Origin of the sequence: Pseudomonas sp. RA_35y_Pfl2_P32 (assembly GCF_963970735.1) — a bacterium.
Lineage (GTDB): Bacteria > Pseudomonadota > Gammaproteobacteria > Pseudomonadales > Pseudomonadaceae > Aquipseudomonas.
Genome location: NZ_CAXAQF010000008.1, coordinates 156,079 through 182,756 on the forward strand (window position 1 = coordinate 156,079; position 26,678 = coordinate 182,756).

Genomic DNA, 26,678 nt, shown 5'->3' on the forward strand with positions numbered 1-26,678 from the left:
CCGTATCTATCCCCTTTTGGCCTTTCCTGCCGTTTGCTGAAACCCCGCGTACCGCAAGACTGAGTTCAACCGAATCAGCCCTGCGGAGAACAACAACATGCTGACCATCTACTCGGACGATCACCACCTGCACCACGGCCGTTGTGAACTGATCGACGGGCAACTCAAGCCCTGCTTCGAAATGCCGTCCCGTGCCGACCACGTGCTTACAAGGGTGCAAAAGCAGCATCTGGGCCCTGTCGAAGCGCCGAAGGATTTCGGTCTCGACCCCATCGCCCGCATCCACAGCCGCGACTACCTGGACTTCTTCAAAGGCGCCTGGGCGCGCTGGACCGAATTCAATACCGACGGCGATCTGCTGCCCTACACCTGGCCCGCCCGCACCCTGCGTGCCATCAAGCCCACCAGCCTGCACGGCCAGCTCGGCTACTACAGCTTTGACGGCGGCGCACCAATCACCGCCGGCACCTGGCAAGCAGCCTACAGCGCGGCACAAGTGGCCTTGACCGCGCAGGCGGCGATCCAGGCCGGTGCCCACAGCGCCTTTGCCCTGTGCCGGCCACCGGGGCACCACGCCGCTGGCGACTTGATGGGCGGCTACTGCTACCTCAACAACGCCGCCATCGCCGCCCAGGCATTCCTCGACCAAGGCCACAAAAAGGTCGCGATCCTCGACGTCGATTACCACCACGGCAATGGCACCCAATCGATTTTCTACTCACGCAGCGACGTGCTGTTCACCTCGATCCACGGTCATCCGCAAGCCGAGTTTCCGTTCTTCCTTGGCTACGAAGATGAGCGGGGCGAAGGCGCCGGAGAAGGCTTCAACTTCAACTATCCATTGCCGGCCGGCAGCGGCTGGGACACCTGGAGCGCGGCGCTGGAACAGGCCTGCAAAGAGATCGAACACTACGGCGCCGACATCGTCGTGGTATCCCTGGGTGTCGACACCTTCAAGGACGATCCTATCTCTGAGTTCAAGCTCGACAGCCCGGATTACCTGGCCATGGGCAAACGCATCGCGAAGCTCGGCGTGCCGACGCTGTTCGTCATGGAAGGCGGCTACGCGGTCGAAGAAATCGGCATCAATGCCGTGAACGTGCTTGAAGGTTTTGAACGCGCTTGAAGAGGAAGTACGACAATGAGAAGGTTCAAGCGTTTTATCGTGCCCGCCCTGGGTGCACTGTTGCTCAGCGGTGCCGTGCATGCGCAAGAGCGCACGTTGCGCGTCTACAACTGGTTCGACTACATCACCCCAAAAGCCTTGGAAGACTTCAAGGCGCAGAACACTCAGACCCGACTGATCTACGACATCTTCGACACCAACGAAGCCCTGGAAGCCAAGCTGCTGACGGGCAACTCCGGTTACGACGTAGTGGTACCGTCCAACGTGTTCCTCGCCAAACAAATCGAGGCCGGCGTATTCCAGCCGCTGGACCGCAGCCAACTGCCGAACTGGCACCACCTCGATCCCACGCTGATGAAGCTGATCGAAGCCAACGACCCGGGCAACCGATTCGCCGTGCCGTACATGTACGGCACCATTCTGATCGGGTTCAACCCGGACAAAATCAAGGCAGCGCTTGGCGACAACGCGCCGGTCGACAGCTGGGACCTGATCTTCAAGGAAGAGAACATCAGCAAGCTCAAGCAGTGTGGCGTCGCCCTGCTCGACTCGCCGTCGGAGATCCTGCCGCTGGCCCTGCAACATCTCGGCCTGGACCCCAACAGCAAAAAGCCTGCGGATTACGCCAAGGCTGAAGCGCTGCTGATGAAGATTCGTCCGTACGTCACCTACTTCCACTCGTCCAAGTACATGGCCGACATTGCCAACGGCGACATCTGCGTCGCCGTCGGTTACTCCGGCAGCTTCTCCCAGGCCGCCAACCGCGCCAAGGAAGCCAGGAACGGCGTAGTCGTCGACATGCGCCTGCCCAAGGAAGGTGCGCCGATCTGGTTCGACATGCTCGCCATTCCCAACGGCGCGAAGAACCCGCAAGACGCCTACACCTTCATCAACTACCTGCTGCAACCTCAAGTGATCGCACCCGTCAGTGACTTCGTCGGTTACCCGAACCCGAACAAGGACGCCACGGGACTGGTCGACCCGGCGATTCGCAACAACCCGAATCTGTACCCGACCGAAACGGCGATGGGCACGCTCTACACCCTGCAACCATTGCCGCGCGATGCCGAACGAGCGCGGACCAGGGCCTGGACCAAGATCAAGTCCGGCACCTGACAATCGCCTCGCTCCTGCCGCTGCCAGACCTGCGCTTGCGCAGGTCTTTTTTTGCCCGCGATATTTCTTTACCGCCAATGCCACCCTGCCCGTCACTACCTTGCAATGGATCGCGCACCCCACCTTCCAGGGTGCCTGCTGCCCCACAAGGACGTGACCATGACTGAAGCTTCCAGCCCCCCTGCTGTATCAGGCCTTCCACCCCATCAAGATGCCCTGCTCACCCAATTGGTGGCCGGCCCCTCGATCCGGGAAGTCGCCACCCACGCCCTGCAACCCGCCTTGAAAACCCTGTACCCGCAACTGTCTATCGACCCACGGCTGGCGATGGTGGTAACGCCAACCTGGACCGTGCACGATCATGTCGCCGTCCCCGGGCCGCGGCGTTTCGAATCACTGACCGATGCCCTGGTGCGCCACAGCGTAGCCGGTTCGCCGGTGGTCTACCTCGATGGCGAGCACTTCCTCACCCTGCACCCTCAGGAGCAAACGCCGGCGCAACTGCCCGTCAACATAGAGGCCATCGGGCAACTGCTGAACGAACTGGCGCCGTTGCTGTTCGTCGCGTTTCAAGAACAGCAGGTCGATTACTGGAACCAGTTCACCCGCGCCTCGGCGCCGCGCTGGCAAGGCTTGTCCAAATCCCTGCGCGAGCTCTGGAACATCGATTCCCACCCGAACTGGAGCACCGACCTCTGTGCCATGGCCCGCAACCTGTTCGCCGACCCGCAGAAGAACACCCGCACACTGAACGACCGCTATCAGTCACGTGCCTGCCTGATCGACCTGGATGAGCTGAACGAGGGGGTGTCGACCCACTTTCACATCCTCGATATGGCAGTGCTGATCGGCACCGTGGGTACGCGTACCTTGATCATCTGTCACACCCTCACCCGTGGATTCCAGACGTACAATTCCTTGCAGGAACTGGGCGAGTCCTTGAAGACCTACGTCGATGAGTCGACACCGGGCAAGGCCGTGCGGTGGCGCCTGGTCGAGCCCGAAGGCAATTACTTCGATCATCTGGCCTGCAACCTGATTGCCCTGCAAGCCGACGCGATTGGCGATTTGGCGAACGACACTGAAGCGGACAATCCCGACCTGGCCCCCCACATCAGCCGCACGACGAACGAACTCGACCCCACGGGCGAGCAATCTTCCTCGCGCTTCAAACAAGTCGAACAGGCCTTGCCGGGGTGGATGGCCAACGCGTCATCCAGCGACCTCAGCGCTTACAGTCGCCACCTGATGGACCTGGCGACGATTCAGGAACAGAACGCCGGGAAATCTTTTCAGGACGGCATCAAGCCGATTCGCGAGTTCGCCCTGGAAAAGCTGCGCGAGGCCATGCTCAAACAGCATGCCGATGCCGCCAAGCTGAACCTGGCAGACATCGAAATCGTGGTCGACAGCGTGGTGGTCTGGGGCAGCTTTACGCCGCTGGTGGGACCTGAGCGCACCACCCTGAGCCTGGTCGACCTGGCGCTGCAAAATCTGATTGCGCTGCCGTTGGGCAATAAGTCCGTGCGCAGTACCAGCGCCACTGCACTACCGGATTGGATGACGGTGAGTTACCTGGAGGCGCTGATCGTCAGCGTCGACATCGGCAAGACCTACCCGGCACTGATCAAAAACACATTACTTGACGATCCGCTGGACAGCGTGCGGCGACAGAACCTGTTCACCAGTCACCTTCGCGTCGAACTGCCACTGCTGGCCTTGCAGCAAAAGATTCGCGCGCAGGCTGGTATTGACGAGTTGGGTTACCGCTATGTCGCCGCCGTGGTCCAGGTACTTGAGGCCAATCGCTGGGTCGAGGGCCAGGAGATCGTCATTCGCCCACTGGCCTTCAAGCCCGGTTGGCGCACGGGAGACTCGACCGACAAAGTGACCAACATGTTCGTGATCGGCCCTCGGCAGATGGATAAGGGGCCATGCCTGCTGTACCGCCCCATGCTCGATCGGCCCCTGAGCCAACACCCGACGCCGGCCAACCTGATATATGCCATCAAGCATTCCCCGACACTGCGCCGAGACGTGCTCGCCTGGCTGCCGGACGGCGTACGCGCCAATTACACCAACTACGTATTCACCGGTGACCGGCCGACGGTCTGGACCCTGTCACAACTGCTGGCCGACCCTCTGACCCCCTTGCAGATGGGCGGTACGCTTACCCTGGGCTCTGAGGTCCTCGCCAGCGATTCCCTGGCCACGCTGTACAAGGCCAACGTCAACGCGCTGGTCGAGCTGGCGCAGCGACAATCGGTATCCAACGCGCAAAATCGCTGGGGCACCTTCAAACATGCAGCCTGGTTGATCCTCAACGCGGCACTGCCCTTTTTTGGCCGAACTGTCGGGACGGCCGCCTGGATCTGGCAAGTGCTGGATGACGTCCAACAAACCCTGGACGCCGCAGATACAGGCGACCGCGCACAACAAAAAACCGCCATGACCGACCTATTGCTGACCCTGGCCATGGTCCTCGCCCACCACGCCAGCACACGCAAACCGACGGCCCGCAGAGTCGAGGAAAAGGCGCCGATAACCGAAGTAACCGAGAGCCCGGAAAACCCCGCAGTCACCCCGAAGACCATTGTTCAACAGCCTGATGTGATCGGCGAACATCCTGCACAACACCGCACATCGGTTGCGACCGACACCGCCCTGAATCTGGCCAGTACCCTGGATCGCTTCGCAATCACCCGCCCCGCGCAACTCATCCTGTCCAGCGGTGACAACGCTGCGCTTCGCGGCCTCTACCATCACGAGAACACGTACTACGCACTTGTGAGTGAACGCTGGTTCGAAGTGGCCGTCGAGGGCCAGGGTGAGGTATCGATAATCGACTCTCGGCAGAATCCGATGCGCAGCGGTCCTGCGTTGATCCGCAATGCGCGTGGCGAGTGGTTCATCGACACCCGCTTGCGCCTGCGCGGCGGTGGTTTGTCGAGTCGGCGCAAGGCACTGAAACAGCAAAACCGAGCGCGCGTCACCGAGCTCAAAAAACAACTGGGCGAATTTGATAACGAACGCGAACTGGCACGTGTCGAACTGACGGATGCGCACAAAGCGATGAAATCGCTCAGCGGTGACGCCCTGCTGGCGGCGCAAACGCAGTTTCTCGAGAAGCTCGAGCGTCGCACCCAGGAGTACGCCCCCCCTATCGAACAGCTGAAATCGCTGAACCTGCTCGACGCGGTGCCCAACTACCGAACTGCCATGGTCGAGATGCTCGGCACTCAGCTGTTTTTTAACCAGACATGGCTTGATCAGCGTAATCCCACCTTCTCTCAGACTTTGAGGGAAACCCTGGTGTTGCTTGAGGCTGAAGAAACGATAGGGGGTGCTGCCGAGCGCGCAACCTACCGGAAAATGATCGACCTGAGCGAGGAGATGATCGGCAAAATCGAGTTTGCTCACTCTCGCTTCCAGGAGTTGAGTCGACTGGGTCGAAGCGCTGCCGAAGTCACCAGTACCTATCAGGCAAAATTACCCAGGTTCAGCGTTAACGATCTCAAGGCGCTTCAGGTCTCGCTGGCCCGCGAAGTCTGCCTGAAAGAGGCCACCAGCGCCGCGCTGATCGAGGCTCAACAGTCATTCGAACGCCTGCTCGATACCACCAATCTGGTGATCCAGACCTCGCAGGAATTGATGCTGCAAGAAACTGCCTGGGTGGCGGGCGAACGTACCGAGGGCCTCAGCGGGATGCTGGAGCAGTTTGCCGCCGTCGACCAGGCCCTCGAAGACTTCGCCCTCAAGCACAAGGAGGCGGTGCTGGAGCAACCGTTCAACCATCTCAGGACGCGGGTCAGCGAGTTCCACCAGGCCACCGAGGGTTATCTGGCGCAGTTGCTCCGCGAGCAACTGCCGCTGGAGCCCCGGCCCGGCCCTTCAAGACCCGCGCCGGTATCGCGCAAACGGGTCATCAAGACACGCTTCAGGGGCACGGTGGTTGGCGAGGTCCGTCCCTCGGCGCCGGGACAACCGACCTTGCTGGACGTGAGAGCCCCCATGACCGGCGACGTGATTGCCACCTTTCACGAAAAAACACCCGGGGTCTGGGTGGAGCGGGTACAACCCAGGCGTCGTCGCCCCACCACACCAGTACCCGACCTCCAGGCGCAGATCGCCCAAGGCCGGACACTGTTGGATGGCGTGGATACCTTCATTCGGCAAACCGAAGCGAGCGCGAAAAAACCAGGGCGTATCCCGGTGGAAATCGAGGAGCTGTTCCAACACAAAGCCGACCAACTCGACGAATGTGCCAGGCATCTGGAGCAGGCCCGGATCAGCGCCAACACGACCCGCGAGCCTGCGCCCGAGATCGCGGAACTCAACCAGGCACGCGATCGACTGAACGCCGAGGGTTATCGGCTACGGGTCGAGATGATCAAACAACAACCCCCCACCGCCGCCCGCGTTGAATGGCTATCAAGCAAAAATGAAATCGACATTGCGCCGGGGGGCGCTCGACGCCGACTCAAAGGTCCGCGCAAGGACTACTTGCAGGAGTACGAGATTCGCGAGCGCAGCACCGGGAATACATTGTGGTACGCCCATTTCCATTACGCCGGCCCTGACACACCGGCGGACGCGTTTACCGCCGCCCACTTGAAACGCCGCGATCAGCGCCTGCTGGCCGGCGCATTTGACGTGCGCACGGCCAGCAGCGCCCAGGTGATCGCCATCTATCGCAGCGAGATCAGCCCGCAACTGGCGCGCGCGCTGTTCTTCTCGTCCTCCCCCCAACGTCAAAAAGGACAATGACGATGACTGAACATTCTGCAAACACCGACACCCCCGCCTTGCTGAAAAAAAGCCAGGTCGTGCATCAGACCAGCCGGGGACCCACCGTCGATGAGGTCGCCGCTCAACTGCTGCGCCAGGCGCTGGAGGTACTGTATCCCGAACGGGATATCGACCCCGGCCAGACCCTGATTGGCACCCCCCAATGGCAGGTCATCGACGACACGCTCGTGGCCATGCCGACCCAGTTTGAATCACTGACCCAGGCACTGGTTCGCCAGTTCTTCAACTCGACCACTGCCAACTACCTCGAAGGCGAGCACTTCCTGACATTGAACCCGCCCGCCTCGCCCGTGGTGCACCTGGACATCGGCATCGAGGCCATTGCCGGGGTGCTCAATGACTACGCTCCACTGCTCTTCGTTGCCTTCGGCGAGCGCCAACTGGCCTATTGGAACACCACCGGGCACCAGGCGCCGCACTGGCTGGAACTGTCCGATGCCTTGCGCAAAACCCTCGACGTGCAACACGCCAACGGTTGGGATCACGAGCAGTGCCTGGTGGCGCGGGCCGTCTCGCGCCACCCGGACAAAAACAAGCGTCAGGCCCACGATGCAACGCTTTCGACTGTCCAGGTGAGCCTGATCGACATTGACTCGGTCGACGCCCAAGGCACCACCCAACATTTGATACTGGTCGGCGCCTGCGTGATCACTGGGCGCTATAAACAGCGTGAGCTGGTGATGATGTACACCGTTGAACACGGGTATGAAACGTTCGACTCCCTGGCACAGTTGGGGGCTTCGCTACCGGGTCGCATCGCGCCGCAACCGGCCGGGCGCAACCTGAAGTGGCAGTTGTTCGAGCCCGAGGGCAATTTTTTCGATCACATGGCCTGGGCGTTGATCGCCAGCCAGCTCACGGCCATTGGCGCAATCACCGAGGAAAGCCTCGCGAGCGAAACGCCCGAGCACATCGATTCAAACCCGCTGGTTGAACACGCCAGTGCTGCGGAGAAAAAGGCGCTCATTGGCCTTGATGACGCCATACCCGATTGGCTGTTCGGTGCTTCGGTTGCCGACCTGAATCTGTACAGTCAATCCGTCAACGCGCTGGGCAAACTGTACAAACAGAACGACAAAAAGCTGTTCCGGATTCTGCCCCTGACGACCTATGCCCAGGGCCGCCTGCGTGACGCGATCATTGTCGATCAACCCGCCGCCGGGCTGCCGCTGGACAGCCTCGAGATCACCGTCACCAACAGTTTCGAATCCGGTGGCTTGACGCTGCCCAACCCGCTCGACGTCCACACTGAAACACTGGGCGAGTACGCCGTGCACAACAGCGCACCGTATCAGGCAACCCTCAGGTTCAAGCCGACGCAGCCGCTGCCTGATTGGCTGAACGTCGCGTACCTGACGAAAATGGCGAGCGCGGTTGACGTCGGCGAGGCGTATCCCCGATTGATCAAAGACAAACTGATCGATGATCCACAGCAGGCGACCTTGCAGCAGCATTTTTACCTCAACCAACTGCGTGCCCTGCTGCCGCTGATTGCGCTGGAGTGCAAGATCCGTCGCATCGGTGGCATCGATGAGCTGGGTTGCCGCTACGTGCGCGAATGGCTCAAACCGACCCCCGGTCACCCGCAGCCGGTGGTCACCCGTCCCCTGACGTTTATCCAGCCCGGGCAAACCCACGGCGACACCGTCGCCAATATGTTCATCATCGCCCCGCGCGAACCGGCAGGCGGGCCTTGCCTGCTCTATCGCCCGCTGTTCGAACAGCCGTTACTGCAGTTCCCGTCAACGCAAAACCTGCTGTATGCCCTGCATCAGCCGGGTGAATTGAGGGATTCGGTGCTGGCATGGCTGCCGGACTCGGACATCAGTTTCAAATACGCCCAGTACACCTTCCCCGTCGGCCTGCCCAGTCCATGGCTGGCGGCACAGTTGCTCGCCGAACCCTGGACATCCGTGGACTGGACCGGGCCGGTCGAACTCGCGTCAACAGAGTTGACCGGCGACATCTTCCCGGTCCTGTTCAAGACCCATGCCCTGGCCATGGCCGAACTCTCCGACCGCCAGTCGTTGTCCAATGCACAACGACGCTGGGCCTTGCTGCGAGACAGCGGCTGGGCATTGTTCAATGTTGCCGCGAATTTTCTCAGCGGCCCGGCGGGGGCGGCGGTTTGGGTCTGGCAAAGCATCAGTGAAATCGAGCAAGTACTGGACGCCCATCAGCGCGGTGATGCGCAGGCTCAATGGAGCGCAGTCGCCGATATGCTGCTGAACCTGGGGATGATCCTGGCCCATCACGCCGCCACACGGCGCAAAACCGGCCCCCGCACCGCATCGGCGGTGTTAAGTGCGCACGACAGGTTGCCCGGGACCACCGCCACGCCGGCAGTCAAACCCGCCCCCCCCCCGCGGTCACACTGATTGCCACCCCCATGACCGGTGAACTTGCCTCCAGCCATTACTCCTCACTGGCAGCCAGCGGCTCAGTGCCCCATCGCTCGCCCTCGGCGCTGCTGGCTTTTCTGAGCGCCTTGAGTGTGCCGGCCCCCGATATCACCGCCCCAGCCGTGGAGACCCTAGTGCGTGACACCGCCGAGCTGTATCGCCTGGATCGAAAGACCTATGCACAGGTCGGCGAACGCTGGTACTGCGTGCTAGAAAATGAAGACGGGCAGATCCAGATCGTTGATCCACACCCCCCCTCCAAAGCCGGACCCCTGCTGGGCCATACCCCCCAAGGTCGGTGGTTCGTCGACACCCGTTTGCGCTTGCGCGCCGGTGCGGGAGGTACCAGCCTGCGAAGCCAGCTCAAGGCACAGCGCAAAGCCAAGGAACAGCAGAAGAAACAACTGTCTGTCGAGCTGGAGAACTTCAAACGCCAGGAAGCGCCCAACAATGCCGCGCTGAAAGAGGCCCAGGAAGAGATGGAAGGTGCCACCGAGCAAGCGCGTGAAGAGGCGGCAGAGCGCTACCTTGCAAAGGTGCAAAAGCTGATTGATGACTACGATCAGGCCCTGAAAAACCTGGAGCAATGGCGCATCAACGGTGGCAGTGAAGGCTATTTCAACGATTTACAGCGCATGACCATCGAGCTGCAAAAGAACCTCGCCCTCTGGTTCGTACTCAAGCGCAATGCCTACGCAACACTCACCCACAGACTGACGCAAGACACTGCCATCGACTCAAGCGCGGCGTTGCACGCTCACGTTCAGGGTGTCAGGCAAGCGTTGGCATTGAGTCAGGAGATCATCGCTCGCCTGCACATTTCCCAAGCGTCGCTGGAAAGAATCGAAGCGGTTGGCGGTGCAGGCATGACCACCGCACACAGTTTGCGAGAACTGCTGCCTGTGTTCACCCAGTGGGACTTGAAATCCAATGAGATCGGCATGTCACATGAGATGTGCATGCGTGGCAGTGCCACCGAGAACGCTGAACCGGCCCGTAAAGCGGTGGGTGCGTTGATCATCGAGGCCGCGACCGCCGCTCATCGGCATACGGCCTTGCTCAGAACGCCGGATCGCGATGAGGCGAGCGCCCTTCGCATCGACACCCTGAGCCGGCTCATCGATGTCTACGTCGACACCGTTCAACGTCTCAAGGACCTTCCTGAAGAGTACCCCGGCAAGGTTGAGCCGACGGAGCTTGAGCGGGTCAGTACCTTGATCGGCGAGTTCCGGCAGTTGGCCCAGGAACAACTGAGTGCGCTGTTGCCCGAGAGCGGGACGAGCGCCGTACCGGTCCCGTCGAAGCCCGCGGTGGCGGGCCCCTCACGGCCTGTTGGCAAAGTCACCAAGAGCCGCCCCCGCGATCCCGCGCCCGCTAAACCCTCGACATCCAGCGAGCCACTCCTCGAGGAAATGCTCCCCACCCGCCAAGGTCCTTCTGCGGTGTCGGAACTGGACGATATCGACATCATTGACAATGCCCTGACCCTGAATGAAGACGTCCAGGGCTTTATTGATCGGACCTGAAAAGACGCCGCCAAACCCGACCGTATCCCGGCGGACATGCAGGACTTGTTCGATCTCCAGGCCCAACGACTGGAACAAACAGCAACCAAAGTCGACCACGTACTGGCACGCATGCGCGCGTCAGGTGGAATACGGCTGCCTGTGGGCAACCTGAGCTCGGAACTCAAGAGCGCCGCCGCCCGGTTACGCGCCCAAGGCATCAGTACCCGCACCCAGTTGCTTAAGGAGCGCCCGCCGCGACAGGCCTATTTGCAGTGGTTGCTGGACAACAATCAGGTAAGGATCGTGCGCAACGAACAAGGCCGAATCAAGACCAAAAAACGCCAGGACTACTTTCAGGAGTACCAGGTGCTCGACATCACTGACGGGGATCAGCCGTTGTGGCTTGCGCACTTTCACTACAACTCGCCTGACGCCCCGTTGGAGAAGTACACCGCAGCGCACCTGAAGATCGCCGACGGGCATTTGCAGCAGTTCACGGCTGAACGTCGCAAAGCCCTGACGACCCTGGCGCCGATCGACTATGTGCTGCGGCGCATCAGTGACCCGTCGCTGTTCTTCAAACTGGAAACCCGACCCTGATGCACGACCGCGGGCGGACAGACGATCCGCCCGCTTCAGCGAACACGCCACACCGCTCGCAATCGCTCCAGCGCCGCCTCGATGGCCTTTTCGGGCACGGCGGCAAAGCCCAGCACCAGCCCGGCACGTTGGTCCAGTGCCGTGGCGGACTCCGGCAGCCAATAGCTGCTCAAACCACTGATCTCGACCTCGACACTGCTCGCTGATTCGAGCAGTTCGCGCTCCCGCGCCACGCTGTCGACAGGTACTGTCATGTGCAGTCCTGCGGTGACTGTGGGTAACGGGCCGATACCCGGGATATCCATCGGCCAGCCACTGAGCAACGTATTGCGCCGACTCAACGCCGCGCGGCGCATGCGGCGGATGTGCCGTTGAAAGTGCCCGGTGGCCATGAACTCCGCCATGACCGCCTGGGTACTGACCTCGGAGTGACGAACATCCACGGCACGACGCTGGGAAAACGCGTCCACCAGCCCCATCGGCAACACCAGGTATCCCAGGCGCAAGGCCGGGAACGCGACTTTGCCAAACGTCCCGACGTACAACACCCGCCCCTGGCGATCCAATGCGGCCAACGGCGCCAGCGGCGCACCGCTGTAACGGTATTCGCCGTCGTAATCATCCTCGACGATCCAGCCTTGCGTACGCTCGGCCCAGGCCAGCAGCTCCAGGCGACGAGCGAGGCTCATCACCACGCCCGTGGGGTACTGATGGGATGGCGTGACGTAAGTCAGGCGGCAGTCACTGAGTTTCGCCAGCTCGGCGCAGTCAATGCCCTCGCTGTCCAGCGCCACCCCGTGCAATCGCGCGCCGGCCATGGCAAACGCGTGACCCGCCGCGCGGTAGCCCGGATTCTCCAGCGCAACCCCGTCGCCCGGCTCCACCAGCAACTGTGCACAAAGGCTAATCCCCTGCTGCGCACCACTGGTGATCACAATTTGCTCAGCCGTGCATTGCATACCTCGCGAACTGCGCAAGTACGCCGCGATCAGGCCGCGCAATCGGGCGTCGCCGGCCGGGTCGCCGTAACACAGCTGCTGCAAATCCGGTTTGCGCCAGAAAGCCGCATTCAGCTTGGCCCAAACCTCGAAGGGAAACAGGTCGAACGCCGGAACACCGACCCGAAATGCCCGCGGCGGACCACTTGGCGGACTCGGTAGATGGTGCTTTTCCACGCGCCCCAACGCACCGCTGTGGATAACTTTACTGGATGAAACCACAGGTAAATCCAGCCAATTTGTGGATAAGGCTGTGGGTAAGCCTGTTGAAAACCCTGTGGATACTTTTGTGGATAATTTTTTCCCGGGCAATGCGCTTTGCGGCAATTGCGCGACATAGGTGCCATCCCCGACCCGCCCCTCGATAAAGCCTTCGGCGTAGAGCTGGTCGTAGGCGCGCACCACACTGTTGCGTGAAATCGCCAATGCCGCCGCCAGATCGCGACTGGCCGGCAAGCGTGTGCCACTGGCGAGCCGACCGTCCAGCACTCGCACGCGCAGTGCCTGATAGAGCTGGCGGCTCAAGCCCTGGCGGCGATCAAGTTCGATCCCCGCAGGATTGAACGACAAGGACAGAGGTTCGCGGGACATGGCAATGGACCTATGAAATTGGTCATTAATGGCTCTTACAACAGACCAATAGCCTGCCTAGGATGCAGGCATTCGCCAAGGAAAAATTTCCATGTATACGCCCAACGCCTTTGCTCTCGACGACTTACAGGCACTGCAGCAGCAGATACTCGGTACCCGACTCGCCCTACTGGTCACCCATGGCGAACAAGGGCTGCAAGCCAGTCATCTGCCATTGCTGCTGAACCCGGAGGAAGGTCCGTATGGCACCCTCTACGGCCACTTCGCCAAGGCCAATGCGCAATGGAAAGAACTGCAGAGCGGCGCCGAAGCGCTGGTGATTTTTGCCGGTGTCGATGCTTACGTGAGCCCGGGGTTTTATCCGAGCAAAGCCGAGCACGGCAAAGTTGTACCGACCTGGAACTACGTCGCGGTACACGCTTATGGCACTGGCGAAGTGTTCACCGAGGCCGATCGCCTGCTCAGACTGGTCAGCGCCTTGACCGATCGTCATGAAGCCAGTAATACCCAGCCATGGAAAGTCGCCGACGCTCCCACCGATTACATCGATGGCATGCTCAAGGCCATCGTCGGCTTCGCCCTGCCCATCCAGCGCCTGGAAGGCAAGCGCAAGCTCAGCCAGAACCGCAGCACCGCAGACATCGCCGGCGTACGTGAAGGGTTGGCTGCCAGCCCCGACCCGCATGACCAGGCACTCGCCCTCTTGATGCCCAAGGAATGAACATGAGTCAGATCGAGATTCGCCGCGTCAGCGCCGACGACCACGCCGCCTGGCTGCCGTTGTGGCAGGCCTACCTGGGCTTCTACAACACCGAGCTGCCGGACGCCGTCAGCCACAGCACCTGGCAGCGCATGCTCGACCCAAGCGAACCGACCCATGGGGCGCTCGCCTGGGCGGATGGCAAGGCGGTCGGCATGGTGAACTTCATCTACCACCGCTCGAACTGGAGCATCGAAAGCGCCTGCTACCTGCAAGACCTGTTTGTGGCGCCGCAAACCCGCGGTACCGGCGTTGGTCGGCAACTGATCGAGTTCGTCTACAGTACCGCCAAGGCCGACGGCTGCTGCAAGGTCCACTGGCTGACCCACGAAACCAATGCCACCGCGATCCAGCTCTACGAGCGCGTCGCCGAGCGCCCCGGTTTCATCCAGTTTCGCAAAGCCCTTTAAGGTTCAAGGAGAACAACATGTCGACTTCACTCGCAGACTGGCAAGGCGTGCCGCCACCCTCGGCGCAACGGCTCGAAGGGCGCTTCATTCGCCTGGAAAAACTTGATCCGGCACGCCATGCCGAGGGCTTGTTCAAGGTCCTGCAAGGCCCCGGTGCCGACCCGAAACTCTGGGACTACCTGCCTTACGGCCCGTTCCCGGAGCGCGGCGTCTTCGATGCCTGGCTGAACAATCACGCCGCCCATAGCGACCCCTATTTTTTCACCGTCATCGACCGCGCCAGCGGCGACGTGCAGGGCCTCCTCAGCCTGATGTCGATTGTCCCGGCCCATGGCCGCGTCGAAATCGGCCACGTCACCTTTGGCGCGCCGATGCAGCGCTCGCCGAAAAGCACCGAGGCCGTGTACCTGCTGGCCAAGGAGTCATTTGCCCTGGGCTACCGCCGCCTGGAGTGGAAGTGCAACAACGCCAATGCCCGCTCCAAGTACGCCGCCGAACGCCTGGGCTTCAGCTTTGAAGGGGTGTTCCGCCAGCACATGGTGGTCAAGGGCCAGAGCCGCGACACCGCGTGGTATTCGATCCTGGATTCGGAATGGCCGGCGATTGGCGCAGGCTTCGAGAAGTGGTTGGCGGATGACAACCAGACGGACTCGGGGCAGGTGAAGACCCTGGTAGAGTGTCGCGCCTAAGCGCTTTGACCGCAAAAGATCGCAGCCTGCGATCTTTTGCCCTGGTTGCTTAAACCAGTTTCTGCGCCAGCACGGCGATGTGCTCCGGGCCGATACCGCAGCAGCCGCCCAGATGACTGGCGCCACGTTGCTGCCAGTCGGCCGCCCAGTGCAGATACCCCGGCGGATCAAGGTCATCGCGCAGCGGGTCCAGGCCATCGTTGGCCGTGGCCTCTTTGGGTTGCGGCGGGAACGCGTTGGCGTAGGCACCGATATGAATGTCCACCCCCAGTCGGGCGAAGGTAAGCCGTGCGGCATCGATTGCCGCCCCGATCACTTCCGGCTGACTGCAGTTGAACAGCAGGGTCTGGACCCCCAACTCGGCCGCCACCGCGGCAGCCTCGGCGACGGGTTCGCCGGAGCGCAAGCGCGGCACGTCATCCGTGTCTTCGTCCTTGAGGGTAAAGGACAGCCAGAACGGCTTGCCGTCTTTGGGCAAACCGGCGTGAATCGCCCGCGCTTCGACGATCGAACTCTGGGTTTCGGCCAGCCACAGGTCGACATGGGGGGCCAGGCCCTTGACCAGCGGCGTCAGCAATTCGCTGACGCGCGCAGCGTCGAACAGGTCCGGACGATAGGAACCGAACAGCGGCGGCAATGAACCCGCGACTCGCACCGGCTTACCCGAAGCGTCCACTGCCCGCCGCGCCAACTCGCCCGCCAAGGCGGCGAGCGCCTCACCCTCAGCCGCAAAACGCGCTTCGCCGATGTGAAACGGCACCACGGCGTAACTGTTGCTGGTGATCACATTGGCACCGCTTTGGATATAAGCCGCGTGCACCGCTTCAACCGCCTGCGGCGCTTCGCTCAGCGCCAGCGCCGACCACTCGGGTTGTCTGAAGGGCGCTCCTCGGCGTTGCAGCTCACGGCCCATGCCGCCATCCAGAATCACTGTCCTTGCTACGCCCATATGCTTTTCACTCATATGCTTATGAAAATAACTCACTATCAGAGTCAGCCTTATAACTATTTAATACGCACCATTCAGTTAATCACAACCTCTTTTTTTCTCAGGGATCGACCGTGAAATTTCAACCACTGCTGGCCCTGGGCCTGACGATTCTCGCTGCCTCCACCCAAGCATTTGGCGGCGCCACCCTGGACCGGGTCGAGCAGAAAAAAGAGCTGGTGGGGGTGCTGATGGAGAGTTACCCGCCCTTCTCGTTCCTCAACGAACAGAACCAGCTCGACGGTTTCGACGTGGATGTGGCCAAGGCCGTGGCGGACAAACTGGGGGTCAAGCTGCGCCTGGAAACCCCGTCCTGGGACGTGATCGCCGCCGGTCGCTGGAGCGGTCGATACGACATCTGCATCTGCTCCATGACCCCGAGCAAGGCCCGCGCCGAAGTGTTCGACTTCCCGGTGCAGTACTACGCCTCGCCAGCGGTGATCGTGGTCAACGCCAAGGATGAGCGCATTCACGGGGCCAAGGACCTGAGCGACAAGAAGGTGGGTCTCACCAGTGCCTCCAGTTACGAAAGTTACCTGAACAAGAACCTGGTGATCGAAGGCGCCGAAGACACCCAGTTGCAGTACCCGTTCGAGAACGTGCAGATCGCCCCCTACGACACCGACAACGTGGCGTTCCATGACCTCGGCCTGGGCGCCGGAGTGCGCCTGGATGCCATCCTCACCAACCTGGTCAGCGCCCAGCCGCGCCTGACCCAGGACCAGCGCTTCAAGCTCGCCGGCGAGCCGCTGTATTCGGAGCCCAACTCGGTGGCCATCGAGAAAGGCGATGCCCAGTGGGACGCCAAGGTGCGTGAGGTGTTCGCCCAACTGAAACAGGACGGCACTTTGAGCCGGCTCTCGCAAAAATGGATCGGCGCCGACATCAGCCAATGACTTCTTTCCCACCTCCCCAGTCACCGCAGCCGGTGGCTGATTCGTTGCTCAAGCGCCTCTGCGGTTTCCGCACCCGCCTGTACCTGACCTGGGCGGCGATGTTCGGGTTGTTCGCCAGCTTTTTCCTGAGCTTTGACCTGAAGTTCTCGATCATCCTCGACAAGCTGCCCACTCTGGTGGGCCTGCACCTGGCCCCCAATGGGTTCCTGCAAGGAGCCGCGCTGACCCTGTTCCTGTGCCTGTGCTCGATTGTTGCTTCATCGTTGCTGGGCTTCATCACCGCCCTCGGACGCCTGTCGAACAGCGCAGTGGCGTTTGGCATCGCCAGCTTCTACGCGTCGTTCTTTCGCGGCACGCCGCTGCTGATCCAGATCCTGCTGATCTATCTGGGCCTGCCGCAACTGGGCATCGTTCCGGGCGCCATCGCCGCCGGCATCATTGCCCTGTCGCTGAACTACGGCGCCTACCTGAGCGAGATCTTCCGCGCTGGCATCCTGGGCGTCCCCTACGGCCAACGCGAAGCCTCACTCGCCCTGGGCATGCGCGAAAGTGTGATCTTCTGGCGCGTGACCCTGCCCCAGGCCATGCGCACCATCATTCCGCCCACCACCAACCAATTCATCTCGATGCTCAAGGACTCGTCGCTGATTTCGGTGATGGGGGTCTGGGAAGTGATGTTCCTGGCGCAGTCCTACGGCCGCTCCAGCTACCGCTACATCGAAATGCTCAGCACCGCGGCGATCATCTACTGGCTGATGTCGATCGGCCTGGAGCTGATTCAGGCACGCATGGAAAAGCACTACGGCAAGGCCTACGCCAGGCGCAGTTAGGGCCTTCTCGTTCGGCGCTTTCAAGCCCCTCCGCCAGGCTGTCCCAACCTTTGCAGTTGGCTGCAGAGCAGGCAAAAAAAGGGGAGCATGTGCTCCCCCGAGGTAAAACGTTGCAGATGAAGGCGTGAAATCAGCCTTCGATCTCGATCAGGATTTCGCCCGGGTTGACCCGGTCGCCCTTGGCCACGTGAATGGCGGTGACCTTGCCGGCGATGGCCGATTGCACTTCGGTTTCCATCTTCATCGCTTCGGTGATCAGCACGGCCTGGCCGGCTTTCACGGTGTCGCCTTCCTTGACCAGCACATCGACGATGTTGCCCGGCATGGTGGTGCTGACGTGGCCCGGGGCCGTGGCTTGCTTGCGCTTGCTGCTGCCACCGCCGACAAATTCGTTGAGCGGTTCGAACACCACTTCTTCCGGCATGCCATCAATGGACAGGTAGAAGTGACGCTTGCCTTCGGCCTTGACGCCCACCCCGGTAATGTCAACGCGGTAGGTTTCGCCGTGCACGTCGATGACGAACTCGGTTGGCACGCCTTCGCCGCCCGCCGAGGTCACGCCGCCGGCTTCAGGAATCGGCAGCAGCACTTCCGGAGTCAAGGTGCCGGCTTCGCGCTCTTCGAGGAACTTGCGCCCGATGTCCGGGAACATGGCGTAGGTCAGCACGTCTTCTTCGGACTTGGCCAGTGCGCCGATTTCACCGCGCAGCTTGGTCATTTCCGGCTTCAACAGGTCGGCGGGGCGGACGTCGATCACTTCCTCGCTGCCGATTGCCTGGCGACGCAGCTGCTCGTCGACGGTACCTGGCGCCTTGCCGTAACCGCCTTGCAGGTACAGCTTCACCTCGTTGGTGATGGTCTTGTAGCGCTCGCCGGCCAGCACGTTGAAGAACGCCTGGGTGCCAACGATCTGCGAGGTCGGGGTCACCAGCGGTGGGTAGCCGAGGTCATGACGGACCCGCGGGATTTCCGCCAGCACTTCGCTCATGCGGTTCAGGGCGCCCTGTTCTTTCAACTGGTTGGCCAGGTTGGAAATCATCCCGCCCGGTACCTGGTTGACTTGCACGCGGGTATCGACCGCGGTGAACTCGCTTTCGAACTGGTGGTACTTCTTGCGCACGGCGTAGAAGTACAGGCCGATTTCTTGCAACAGTTCCAGGTTCAGGCCGGTGTCGAACTCGCTGCCTTTAAGGGCGGCAACCATCGACTCGGTACCCGGGTGGCTGGTGCCCCAGGCGAAGCTGGAGATGGCGGTATCGATGTGCTCGGCACCGTTTTCGATGGCCTTGAGTTGGCACATCGCGGCCAGGCCGGCCGTGTCGTGGCTGTGGATGAACACGGGCAGCGACTGCTCGGCCTTGAGCGCCTTGACCAGTTCGCCAGTGGCGTACGGGGTCAGCAGGCCGGCCATGTCCTTGATTGCCACCGAGTCGCAACCCATGGCTTCCATTTGCTTGGCCTGGGCCACGAACGCCTCGATGGTGTGCACCGGGCTGGTGGTGTAGGCGATGGTGCCCTGGGCGTGCTTGCCGGCAGCTTTCACCGCTTCGATGGCGACGCGCAGGTTACGCACGTCGTTCATCGCGTCGAAGATGCGGAACACGTCGATGCCGTTGACCGCGGCCTTGGCGACGAAGGCCTTGACCACGTCGTCGCTGTAATGGCGGTAGCCCAGCAGGTTCTGGCCGCGCAGGAGCATTTGCAGGCGGGTGTTGGGCAAGGCGGCGCGCAGTTTACGCAGGCGCTCCCACGGGTCTTCCTTGAGGAAACGCACGCAGGCATCGAAGGTGGCGCCGCCCCAGCATTCCAGCGACCAGTAGCCGACTTTGTCGAGCTTGTCGCAGATCGGCAGCATGTCTTCGGTGCGCATGCGGGTGGCGAGCAGCGACTGGTGGGCGTCGCGCAGGATGGTGTCGGTAACGTGGATCTTGGACATTGTTGTATTCCTCACAGGCCTGCGTGGGCGGCGATGGCGGCGGCGATGGCCAGGGCCAGCTCTTCGGGTTTGCGCTTGATCGAGTAGTTGGTCAGTTCCGGGTGGCTTTCAACGAAGCTGGTGTTGAACTGACCGCTACGGAATTCCGGGTTGCGCAGGATTTCCTGATAGTACGCAGCGGTGGTCTTGACCCCCTGCAGGCGCATGTCGTCGAGGGCGCGCAAGCCACGGTCCATGGCCTCTTCCCAGGTCAATGCCCAGACCACCAGTTTCAGGCACATCGAATCGTAGAACGGTGGAATGGTGTAGCCGGTGTAGATCGCCGTGTCGGTACGCACGCCGGGGCCGCCGGGGGCATAGTAGCGGGTGATCTTGCCGAAGCTGGGCAGGAAGTTGTTCTTCGGGTCTTCGGCGTTGATGCGGAACTGCAACGCGAAACCGCGGTGATGAATGTCTTCCTGTTTCACCGACAGTGGCAGGCCGGAAGCAATGCGGATCTGCTCACGGACAATGTCGATGCCGGTGATTTCTTCGGTGATGGTGTGTTCCACCTGCACCCGGGTGTTCATCTCCATGAAGTACACCTCGCCCTCGGCGAGCAGGAACTCCACGGTGCCGGCGTTCTCGTAACCCACGGCCTTGGCTGCGCGCACCGACAGGTCGCCGATGTAGGCGCGCTGTTCCGGGGTCAGTTGTGGGCTGGGGGCGATTTCGATCAGCTTCTGGTTACGGCGCTGGATCGAGCAGTCGCGCTCGAACAGGTGCACCACGTTGCCAAAGCTGTCGCCGAGGATCTGCGCTTCGATGTGCTTGGGATTGACGATGCATTTTTCCAGGAACACTTCCGCCGAACCGAAGGCCTTGGTGGCCTCGGAGATGACGCGGGGGAAGTTCTGTTCCAGTTCTTCGCGGCTGTTGCAGCGACGAATACCACGGCCGCCACCACCGGAGGTGGCCTTGAGCATCACCGGGTAGCCGATGCGGTCGCCTTCGGTCAGGGCTTCTTCGATGCCCGCGACGTTGCCTTCGGTGCCTGGGGTTACTGGCACGCCGGCCTTGATCATGCTGCGGCGCGCTTCAGTCTTGTCGCCCATGCGGCGAATGACTTCTGCCGACGGGCCGATGAACTTGATCCCGCGTTCGGCGCAGATATCCGCCAGTTCGGCGTTTTCCGAGAGGAACCCGTAGCCTGGGTGCAACGCGTCGCAACCGGTTTCCACGGCCAGGTTCACCAGCTTGCGCGGGTTCAGGTAACCGGCCAGCGGTTCGGCACCAATGCTGTGGGCTTCATCGGCGCGTTTCACATGCAAGGCATGACGGTCGGCGTCGGAATAAATGGCAACCGAGCGAATGCCCATCTCGGCGCAGGCACGTACGATTCGTACGGCAATTTCACCACGGTTGGCGATCAGGATCTTTGTTATCACTTGGAGTTTCCCTTGAGCCGGTTGCTACCCACGACCCGCTAGACCGGGTCGGCGAGTGACTAAATGTTTCAAGCCAGTCGCAGAGCCACACTATCCCGCGCAAGGGATTAACAAAAATCAATAATTATTGGGTTAGCTATAAGCAAAGACTTATAGTTGAGCGACAGGCCCGTCACCAGAGCACCCATAGAATGCGTAAGTCCTTGATGCGTATGACATTGCGTCAATTGCAGATCTTCAATGAAGTCTGCGATTTACGTTCCTACAGCCGCGCGGCTGAGGAAATGTCGCTCACACAACCGGCCGTCAGCCTGCAAATTCGTCAGCTTGAAGAGCTGGTTGGGCAACCTTTGTTCGATTATGTGGGCAAAAAGCTCTACATGACCGAAGCAGCTGAAGCGTTACAGCGGGCCAGTCGGGACATTTTTGGTCGCCTGGAAAACCTCGATATGCAGCTGTCCGACATGCAGGGCTCACTGCAAGGACAGCTGAAACTGGCGGTGGAATCCAGCGCCAAGTACTTCGTCCCCCACCTGTTCGCCGCCTTCAAGCGCCAGCACCCGGAAGTCAACTTGCAACTGACGGTGGTCAACCGTGGGCAAGTGATCCGGCGCCTGTCGGACAACCGCGACGACCTGGTGATCATGTCCATGGTGCCGCAGGACATGGGCCTGGAATTCCTGCCCTTCCTCAACAACCCGATCGTCGCCGTTGCCCCGCCCGACCACCCGTTATGCCACATGGGCCCCCTGCGCTTGCAGGACCTTGAACCTTACACCTTGCTGTTGCGCGAGCCTGGTTCCGGAACGCGCCTAGCCTGTGAAGAATATTTCAAGGAGAAGCGCGTGCACTTCAACCAGACCCAGGAAGTCTCGTCGGCCGAGGCCCAGCGTGAATGTGTGGTGGCGGGGCTGGGCGTGGCGCTGTTGACGCGTCACGCCCTGAACCTGGAGTTGGCGACTGGCGGGCTCAAGGAGTTGCCGGTCGAAGAGCTGCCGTTGTATCGCAGCTGGTGCCTGGTGCAGGCCAAAGCCAAGCGCCTGTCACCGGTGGCGCATGCGTTCCTGGGATTTATCCGCAGTGAACGGGTGCAGATCAGCGCGTTGGTTGAGCGCTTCGACGCGAAACTGCCGGGGTCGCTTGCCAGTAATTGAGCTCAAGGCTGTCGGAAAAATCGCCAATCTCGGCGAGAAGTTGCCGGCGTTCACAGCGATCTTCAATCGCGCGACGGAACGCCATGCGGCGTTGATCTTCCTGCTGACGGCGGGTTTTGACGGCGCTGTTGCGTTCTTCGTAGGGCTGGGCCATTTCGAGTCTCCCAAGGCGAGTACGGGAGTTTCAAGATAGGCCGGGCGGATGACGGTTTGGCGGCGGGTGGGTTACAGGGATGTGAACATTGGCAGACGCCTGCTTGCGATAAGGTCGCCACGACCTGCCACGATCCCGGTCGACATCAATCGTCCAGCGCCTTCACCGACTTGGGCGACAACCGCAAGCTGCGCAGGCTGCGCTTGACGCTCTTGAGGTGGTTGACCAGGCTCGGACCGCGCGCCATGGCCACACCCATGGCCAACACGTCGATCACCACCAGGTGGGCGATACGCGAGGTCAGCGGGGTGTAGATTTCGGTGTCTTCGTGCACATCGATCGCCAGGTTCACCGTCGACAGCTCCGCCAGCGGGGTCTGGCTCGGGCAAAGGGTGATCAGCGAGGCGCCGCTTTCACGCACCAGGTTGGCGGTGATCAGCAGGTCCTTGGAACGCCCCGACTGGGAAATACAGATCGCCACATCGCTGGGCTTGAGCGTCACCGCCGACATGGCCTGCATGTGCGGGTCGGAATAGGCGGCGGCCGTCAGCAGCAAGCGGAAGAATTTATGCTGGGCATCCGCCGCCACCGCACCCGACGCACCAAAACCGTAGAACTCCACACGCTGGGCCTGGGACATAAGCGTCACGGCCCGCTGCAGTTCGATCGGATCGAGCTTCTCGCGAACCTCCATCAGGGTGTGCAGGGTGGTGTCGAAAATTTTCAGACTGTAGTCGGCGACCGAATCGTCTTCGTGGATCGCGAACTGGCCGAAACTCGCACCGGCGGCCAGGCTTTGCGCCAGCTTCAACTTCAGGTCCTGGAAACCGGAGCAACCGATGGCCCGACAGAAGCGCACGATGGTCGGTTCGCTGATGCCCACGCTGTGGGCAAGATCGGCCATGGAACTGTGCATCACTGCCGCGGGGTCAAGCAGCACGTGGTCGGCAACCTTGAGTTCCGATTTGCGTAACAGGTGACGGGACTGGGCGATATGTTGCAACAGGTTCAAAGGGCAGGACTCATTGTTATGGGCGGGCGCCGGGGATGTAGCAAGCTTGTAGTTATACTACAAGAATCCGTTTTTTGCCTGCTCAATCCGTAACTCGATGTCCCAGTTTTGGCTGGGCAGACCTCATGTAGCAGCTTGGGGTCGATTCTGGCAGCGGATCGCAAATTCATTGACCGGCTCGCAGTAAGTCGGCCAAGCCCTGGGCCTCCACCGGCCGACTGATCAGGTACCCCTGCACCTCATCGCACTGCTCGGCCTTGAGAAACGCCAGTTGCTCTGGCCGCTCCACCCCCTCTGCCACCACCCTGAGCGACAGGCCATGGGCCATGGCGATGATTGCCCGGGTGATCGCCGCATCGGCACTGCCCTCGCCCAGGCCACGGATAAACGCCTGATCGATCTTCACGTAGTCCACAGGGATGCGCTTGAGGTAGCTCAGCGAAGAATAGCCGGTGCCAAAGTCGTCGATGGTCAGCTTCACCCCCAGGTCACGCAGTTGCTCGAAGGTAGCGATAATGTGTTCGACACTGTCGAGCAACTGGCTTTCGGTCAGCTCCAGCTCCAGGTAGTGCGGCGCCAGACCGGTTTCCTCGAGGACCTGGCGCACCAGGCTGACCAGCTTGCCCTGGCGCAGTTGGTGCACCGACAAATTCACTGAAACCCGGATCGGCGCCAGCCCCTGGCGCTGCCATTCGCATGCCTGCCAGCAGGCCTGGCGCAGTACAAACTCGCCAATCGGCCCGATCAGCCCGGTTTCCTCCGCCAGGCCGATGAACTCGCCCGGGGGCACCCGCCCCATGGTCGGATGATCCCAGCGCACCAGCGCTTCGGCGGCATTCAACCGACCGCTGGCCAGGCACTGCTTGGGCTGGTAATAGACTTTCAGCTGATGTTCTTCGATGGCCTTGCGCAGCTGGTTTTCCAGTTGCAGACGCTCAAGGGTGCTGGCTTGCAGGCTGTCGGTGTAGAACTGGAAATTATTGCCGCCCAAGTGCTTGGCGTGTTGCATGGCCATGTTCGACTGGCTGACCAGCGCGGAAATTTCCCGCGCGTTGTCCGGCAGCATGCTGATGCCCATCGAGGCACTGACCACCAGTTCATGCCCATCAATGCTCAGCGGCACCCGCAGCTTGGTCGCCAACCGGGTGGCGACCCGCGCCAGGCTCGACAGGTTGCCGTAGGCATCGAACAGCACGGCAAATTCATCGCCAGACAAACGGGCGATGGTGTCCGCTTCCGGCAGCGCATTCACCAGGCGCCGGGCCATTTTCTGCAACAGTTGGTCGGCCACGTCATGGCCCAGGCTGTCGTTCAACAATTTGAAGCGATCCAGGTTGATGTGCAGCAACGCCAGGCATCGACCGCCCTGGCGCACCCGCTGATGGGCGTCCTGCAGACGTTCACGGAACAGCGCACGATTGGCCAGCCCGGTGAGCTCGTCGTAGTGAGTCAGGTAGCGCAGGCGTTCTTCAGATGCGCGCCGGGCCGACAGATCGGTGAAGAAGCCCACAATATGGCTCACCGTTCCCCGGGAATCGCGCACGACGTTCAGTTGCAGCCATTGCGGATAGAGTTCGCCGTTCTTGCGCGCCTCCACCAGCTCACCCTGCCAACTGCCGTGTTGCTCCAGCGCCTGATGAATCGCCGGATAGTGGCGTCGCGCATCACGACTGCAGGGCAGCTCGACCACGTTGCGCCCCAGCAGATCCTCGATCTGATAGCCGGTTACCCGGCTGAACGCCTGATTGACCGCGATCAACGCGTAATCCGGGTCGAAAATCACAATGCCTTCGCTGGCCGCCTCAAACACCGTAGCCGCCAACTGGCGCTGCTCTTCGAGGCCTTTGCTGGCACTGATGTCGCGCCGGGTGCCGACCATGCGCAGCACACGACCGCCAGCGTCGCGCTCCACCGCCCGCCCCCGGTCTTCGATCCAGACCCAGTGCCCGTCACCATGGCGCACGCGGTACTCGATCTGATAATCCTCGCTGCGCCCCTTCAAATGCTCCACCAGCGCCCGCCGCAGCGGCGGCAAGTCCTTGGGGTGCAGGCGCGGCTTGAGGTGGTTGAGCATCTCGGTGATGAACTCGGGCTCGATGCCGAACAATTCCTTGAGCTGAGTGTGATGCACTTCGTCGGTCTGCAGATTCCAGTCCCACAAGCCCAGTTCACTCGCCTTCAACGCCAGCGCCAGGCGCGCTTCGCTTTTGCTCAGGGCCTGGTTGGCGGCGTCCAGTTCGAGGCTGCGTTGCGCTACCCGGCTCTCCAGGCCTACTTGCGCGGCGCGCAGTTCGGCTTCGGCCTGGCGACGCTGGTCGATTTCCCGCGCCAGTTCCTGGTTGAGTTGATCACTGCCGCTTTGCGCCTGCTGCAAATGCTCGATCAGTGCCTGATTCTGAAAGCGGCGCAACAACCCTCGCCCGATCAGCCGGTTGACCTGCCATGCCACCACACTCAAGGCCCCCAGCAAAATCAGGCCGAGCCAGCCCCAGCCCTGCTGTTGTTGATCGCCGCCCCAGAACAGATAGCCGATGGCCGGTAGCAGACAGGGCAACGTAAAGGACAGGAAGGCCGGCAGGCTGACCGCGTACGCGACACTGGCGCACAGCGTGGCCGCGCCGATCAGGCCAAACACCCAGGCTTGCTGCAGGAAACTGTCGGTGGGCACCAGGGCGATTCCGGCTGCGGCCAGGGTCAGGCCACTCAAGGCCGATCCCAGCAGGAACATGCGCCGCCAGATCGGCTGCGCCTGACGGCTGGGCATGGCTGAATCGAAGGCGGCGACCTGGATCACCCGCAATGCCACCAGCAACAGCAACCAGACCAGCCAGGCGCTGACCAGCACATAGCGCTGCGGGTTCCACAGCAAACCGGCGCAGACCAGGCCATTGAGCAACATCAGCAAGGTGGGCAGCAGCGAGCCCTGGTACAGCAGACGCGTGCGCTCGACCGCCATCTCCATGGCGTATTGCTTGCGGATAACCTGGGGCTCCACGAAGGATCCCGCCAGGCTGGAGCTGAGGGTCATAGGCAGTGTTCTTGTTCTTATAGAGTGGGCAAACGTGCCCAAAACGTCGACGGAGCATACACAAGCAAAGGCCCCGACCAAACTGGCGCAACGGATAAAATCGACGAAAGCGACTGGCTGGCAAAACCGCGCAAAACCGCAGAGCCACAGCCTGTAAGGGCTGCTGCGGCGTGACCGGGCGGTCGCCCTGGGCAACTCTTTCATCGGTTAATGCAAAGCTCGGTTTGCCCGGTTTGACGCGGCA

General features: G+C 61.5%; 19 protein-coding genes. 12 read left to right on the forward strand and 7 right to left on the reverse strand.

What is annotated here, in order from left to right; genetic code table 11:
- The first annotated feature begins 97 nt into the window (after positions 1 to 97).
- The 6 genes from AACY45_RS10360 to AACY45_RS10385 all read left to right on the forward strand — a co-directional run bounded on the left by AACY45_RS10360 (position 98) and on the right by AACY45_RS10385 (position 11,561).
- Positions 98 to 1,126 (forward strand): histone deacetylase family protein, encoded by a 1,029-nt coding sequence (locus AACY45_RS10360; RefSeq protein WP_339545360.1) that lies wholly within the window; start codon positions 98 to 100, stop codon positions 1,124 to 1,126.
- Between the two features lie 15 nt (positions 1,127 to 1,141).
- On the forward strand, positions 1,142 to 2,242 hold the full coding sequence (locus AACY45_RS10365) for a polyamine ABC transporter substrate-binding protein (RefSeq protein ID WP_339545361.1): 1,101 nt from the start codon (positions 1,142 to 1,144) through the stop codon (positions 2,240 to 2,242).
- A gap of 159 nt (positions 2,243 to 2,401) precedes the next feature.
- Positions 2,402 to 7,009 carry a hypothetical protein gene (locus AACY45_RS10370; RefSeq protein ID WP_339545362.1) on the forward strand — a complete coding sequence of 1,536 codons (4,608 nt, stop codon included), beginning with the start codon at positions 2,402 to 2,404 and terminating at the stop codon, positions 7,007 to 7,009.
- A gap of 2 nt (positions 7,010 to 7,011) precedes the next feature.
- On the forward strand, positions 7,012 to 9,429 hold the full coding sequence (locus tag AACY45_RS10375) for a dermonecrotic toxin domain-containing protein (RefSeq protein ID WP_339545363.1): 2,418 nt from the start codon (positions 7,012 to 7,014) through the stop codon (positions 9,427 to 9,429).
- A gap of 11 nt (positions 9,430 to 9,440) precedes the next feature.
- Positions 9,441 to 10,979, forward strand: a complete 1,539-nt coding sequence (locus tag AACY45_RS10380; RefSeq protein ID WP_339545364.1) for a hypothetical protein — start codon at positions 9,441 to 9,443, stop codon at positions 10,977 to 10,979.
- A 45-nt stretch (positions 10,980 to 11,024) separates the two neighbouring features.
- Positions 11,025 to 11,561, forward strand: coding sequence for a hypothetical protein (locus AACY45_RS10385; protein ID WP_339545365.1), 537 nt, complete (start codon positions 11,025 to 11,027; stop codon positions 11,559 to 11,561).
- Between the two features lie 35 nt (positions 11,562 to 11,596).
- Here AACY45_RS10385 and pdxR read toward each other — a convergent pair whose 3' ends face one another.
- Positions 11,597 to 13,150, reverse strand: a complete 1,554-nt coding sequence (pdxR, locus tag AACY45_RS10390) for a MocR-like pyridoxine biosynthesis transcription factor PdxR (RefSeq protein WP_339545366.1) — start codon at positions 13,148 to 13,150, stop codon at positions 11,597 to 11,599.
- 91 nt (positions 13,151 to 13,241) lie between these two features.
- On the opposite strand from pdxR, the gene AACY45_RS10395 reads away from it, so the two are divergent.
- The 3 genes from AACY45_RS10395 to AACY45_RS10405 are packed head-to-tail and all read left to right on the forward strand — an operon-like array spanning position 13,242 to position 15,009.
- Entirely contained in the window at positions 13,242 to 13,871 is a 630-nt protein-coding gene (locus AACY45_RS10395; protein WP_339545367.1) for an FMN-binding negative transcriptional regulator, read from the forward strand.
- Between the two features lie 2 nt (positions 13,872 to 13,873).
- The gene (locus AACY45_RS10400; RefSeq protein ID WP_339545368.1) at positions 13,874 to 14,320 is read left to right on the forward strand and encodes a GNAT family N-acetyltransferase; all 447 of its coding nucleotides are present in this window, start codon (positions 13,874 to 13,876) and stop codon (positions 14,318 to 14,320) included.
- Between the two features lie 17 nt (positions 14,321 to 14,337).
- Positions 14,338 to 15,009: a GNAT family N-acetyltransferase gene (locus AACY45_RS10405; protein ID WP_339545369.1), complete on the forward strand. Its 672-nt coding sequence runs from the start codon at positions 14,338 to 14,340 to the stop codon at positions 15,007 to 15,009.
- A gap of 49 nt (positions 15,010 to 15,058) precedes the next feature.
- On the opposite strand, the gene AACY45_RS10410 is transcribed toward AACY45_RS10405, so the two are convergent.
- Positions 15,059 to 15,958, reverse strand: coding sequence for a homocysteine S-methyltransferase family protein (locus tag AACY45_RS10410; RefSeq protein WP_339545370.1), 900 nt, complete (start codon positions 15,956 to 15,958; stop codon positions 15,059 to 15,061).
- 113 nt (positions 15,959 to 16,071) lie between these two features.
- Between AACY45_RS10410 and AACY45_RS10415 the strand changes: the two genes are divergently transcribed.
- Positions 16,072 to 16,893 carry an ABC transporter substrate-binding protein gene (locus tag AACY45_RS10415; protein WP_339545371.1) on the forward strand — a complete coding sequence of 274 codons (822 nt, stop codon included), beginning with the start codon at positions 16,072 to 16,074 and terminating at the stop codon, positions 16,891 to 16,893.
- A complete protein-coding gene (locus tag AACY45_RS10420; protein WP_339545372.1) occupies positions 16,890 to 17,723 on the forward strand; it encodes an amino acid ABC transporter permease in 834 nt (277 codons plus the stop codon). Before AACY45_RS10415 ends, AACY45_RS10420 begins: the two co-directional genes overlap by 4 nt.
- A 130-nt stretch (positions 17,724 to 17,853) precedes the next feature.
- Here AACY45_RS10420 and oadA read toward each other — a convergent pair whose 3' ends face one another.
- Positions 17,854 to 19,659 carry a sodium-extruding oxaloacetate decarboxylase subunit alpha gene (oadA, locus tag AACY45_RS10425; RefSeq protein ID WP_339545373.1) on the reverse strand — a complete coding sequence of 602 codons (1,806 nt, stop codon included), beginning with the start codon at positions 19,657 to 19,659 and terminating at the stop codon, positions 17,854 to 17,856.
- 11 nt (positions 19,660 to 19,670) lie between these two features.
- Positions 19,671 to 21,086 carry an acetyl-CoA carboxylase biotin carboxylase subunit gene (locus tag AACY45_RS10430; protein WP_095164982.1) on the reverse strand — a complete coding sequence of 472 codons (1,416 nt, stop codon included), beginning with the start codon at positions 21,084 to 21,086 and terminating at the stop codon, positions 19,671 to 19,673.
- A gap of 191 nt (positions 21,087 to 21,277) precedes the next feature.
- On the opposite strand from AACY45_RS10430, the gene AACY45_RS10435 reads away from it, so the two are divergent.
- Positions 21,278 to 22,240, forward strand: coding sequence for a LysR family transcriptional regulator (locus AACY45_RS10435; protein ID WP_166588804.1), 963 nt, complete (start codon positions 21,278 to 21,280; stop codon positions 22,238 to 22,240).
- Here AACY45_RS10435 and AACY45_RS10440 read toward each other — a convergent pair.
- The 3 genes from AACY45_RS10440 to AACY45_RS10450 form a co-directional block, all read right to left on the reverse strand.
- Positions 22,182 to 22,394: a PA3496 family putative envelope integrity protein gene (locus tag AACY45_RS10440; RefSeq protein ID WP_339545374.1), complete on the reverse strand. Its 213-nt coding sequence runs from the start codon at positions 22,392 to 22,394 to the stop codon at positions 22,182 to 22,184. The two genes, AACY45_RS10435 and AACY45_RS10440, sit on opposite strands and share 59 nt — an antisense overlap.
- A gap of 145 nt (positions 22,395 to 22,539) precedes the next feature.
- Positions 22,540 to 23,406 (reverse strand): transcriptional regulator HexR, encoded by an 867-nt coding sequence (gene hexR / locus AACY45_RS10445; protein WP_095164987.1) that lies wholly within the window; start codon positions 23,404 to 23,406, stop codon positions 22,540 to 22,542.
- A gap of 166 nt (positions 23,407 to 23,572) precedes the next feature.
- Entirely contained in the window at positions 23,573 to 26,434 is a 2,862-nt protein-coding gene (locus AACY45_RS10450; protein ID WP_339545375.1) for an EAL domain-containing protein, read from the reverse strand.
- Between the last annotated feature and the right edge of the window lie 244 nt (positions 26,435 to 26,678).

Bases quoted from the DNA above. Each gene is read 5' to 3' on its own strand.
- pdxR (WP_339545366.1), bottom strand. From the start codon at position 13,150: ATGTCCCGCGAACCTCTGTCCTTGTCGTTCAATCCTGCGGGGATCGAA.
- AACY45_RS10360 (WP_339545360.1), top strand. From the start codon at position 98: ATGCTGACCATCTACTCGGACGATCACCACCTGCACCACGGCCGTTGT.
- AACY45_RS10420 (WP_339545372.1), top strand. From the start codon at position 16,890: ATGACTTCTTTCCCACCTCCCCAGTCACCGCAGCCGGTGGCTGATTCG.
- AACY45_RS10375 (WP_339545363.1), top strand. From the start codon at position 7,012: ATGACTGAACATTCTGCAAACACCGACACCCCCGCCTTGCTGAAAAAA.
- AACY45_RS10410 (WP_339545370.1), bottom strand. From the start codon at position 15,958: ATGGGCGTAGCAAGGACAGTGATTCTGGATGGCGGCATGGGCCGTGAG.
- AACY45_RS10405 (WP_339545369.1), top strand. From the start codon at position 14,338: ATGTCGACTTCACTCGCAGACTGGCAAGGCGTGCCGCCACCCTCGGCG.
- AACY45_RS10440 (WP_339545374.1), bottom strand. From the start codon at position 22,394: ATGGCCCAGCCCTACGAAGAACGCAACAGCGCCGTCAAAACCCGCCGT.
- AACY45_RS10450 (WP_339545375.1), bottom strand. From the start codon at position 26,434: ATGACCCTCAGCTCCAGCCTGGCGGGATCCTTCGTGGAGCCCCAGGTT.
- oadA (WP_339545373.1), bottom strand. From the start codon at position 19,659: ATGTCCAAGATCCACGTTACCGACACCATCCTGCGCGACGCCCACCAG.
- AACY45_RS10400 (WP_339545368.1), top strand. From the start codon at position 13,874: ATGAGTCAGATCGAGATTCGCCGCGTCAGCGCCGACGACCACGCCGCC.
- AACY45_RS10370 (WP_339545362.1), top strand. From the start codon at position 2,402: ATGACTGAAGCTTCCAGCCCCCCTGCTGTATCAGGCCTTCCACCCCAT.
- AACY45_RS10435 (WP_166588804.1), top strand. From the start codon at position 21,278: ATGCGTAAGTCCTTGATGCGTATGACATTGCGTCAATTGCAGATCTTC.
- AACY45_RS10380 (WP_339545364.1), top strand. From the start codon at position 9,441: ATGACCGGTGAACTTGCCTCCAGCCATTACTCCTCACTGGCAGCCAGC.
- AACY45_RS10365 (WP_339545361.1), top strand. From the start codon at position 1,142: ATGAGAAGGTTCAAGCGTTTTATCGTGCCCGCCCTGGGTGCACTGTTG.
- AACY45_RS10395 (WP_339545367.1), top strand. From the start codon at position 13,242: ATGTATACGCCCAACGCCTTTGCTCTCGACGACTTACAGGCACTGCAG.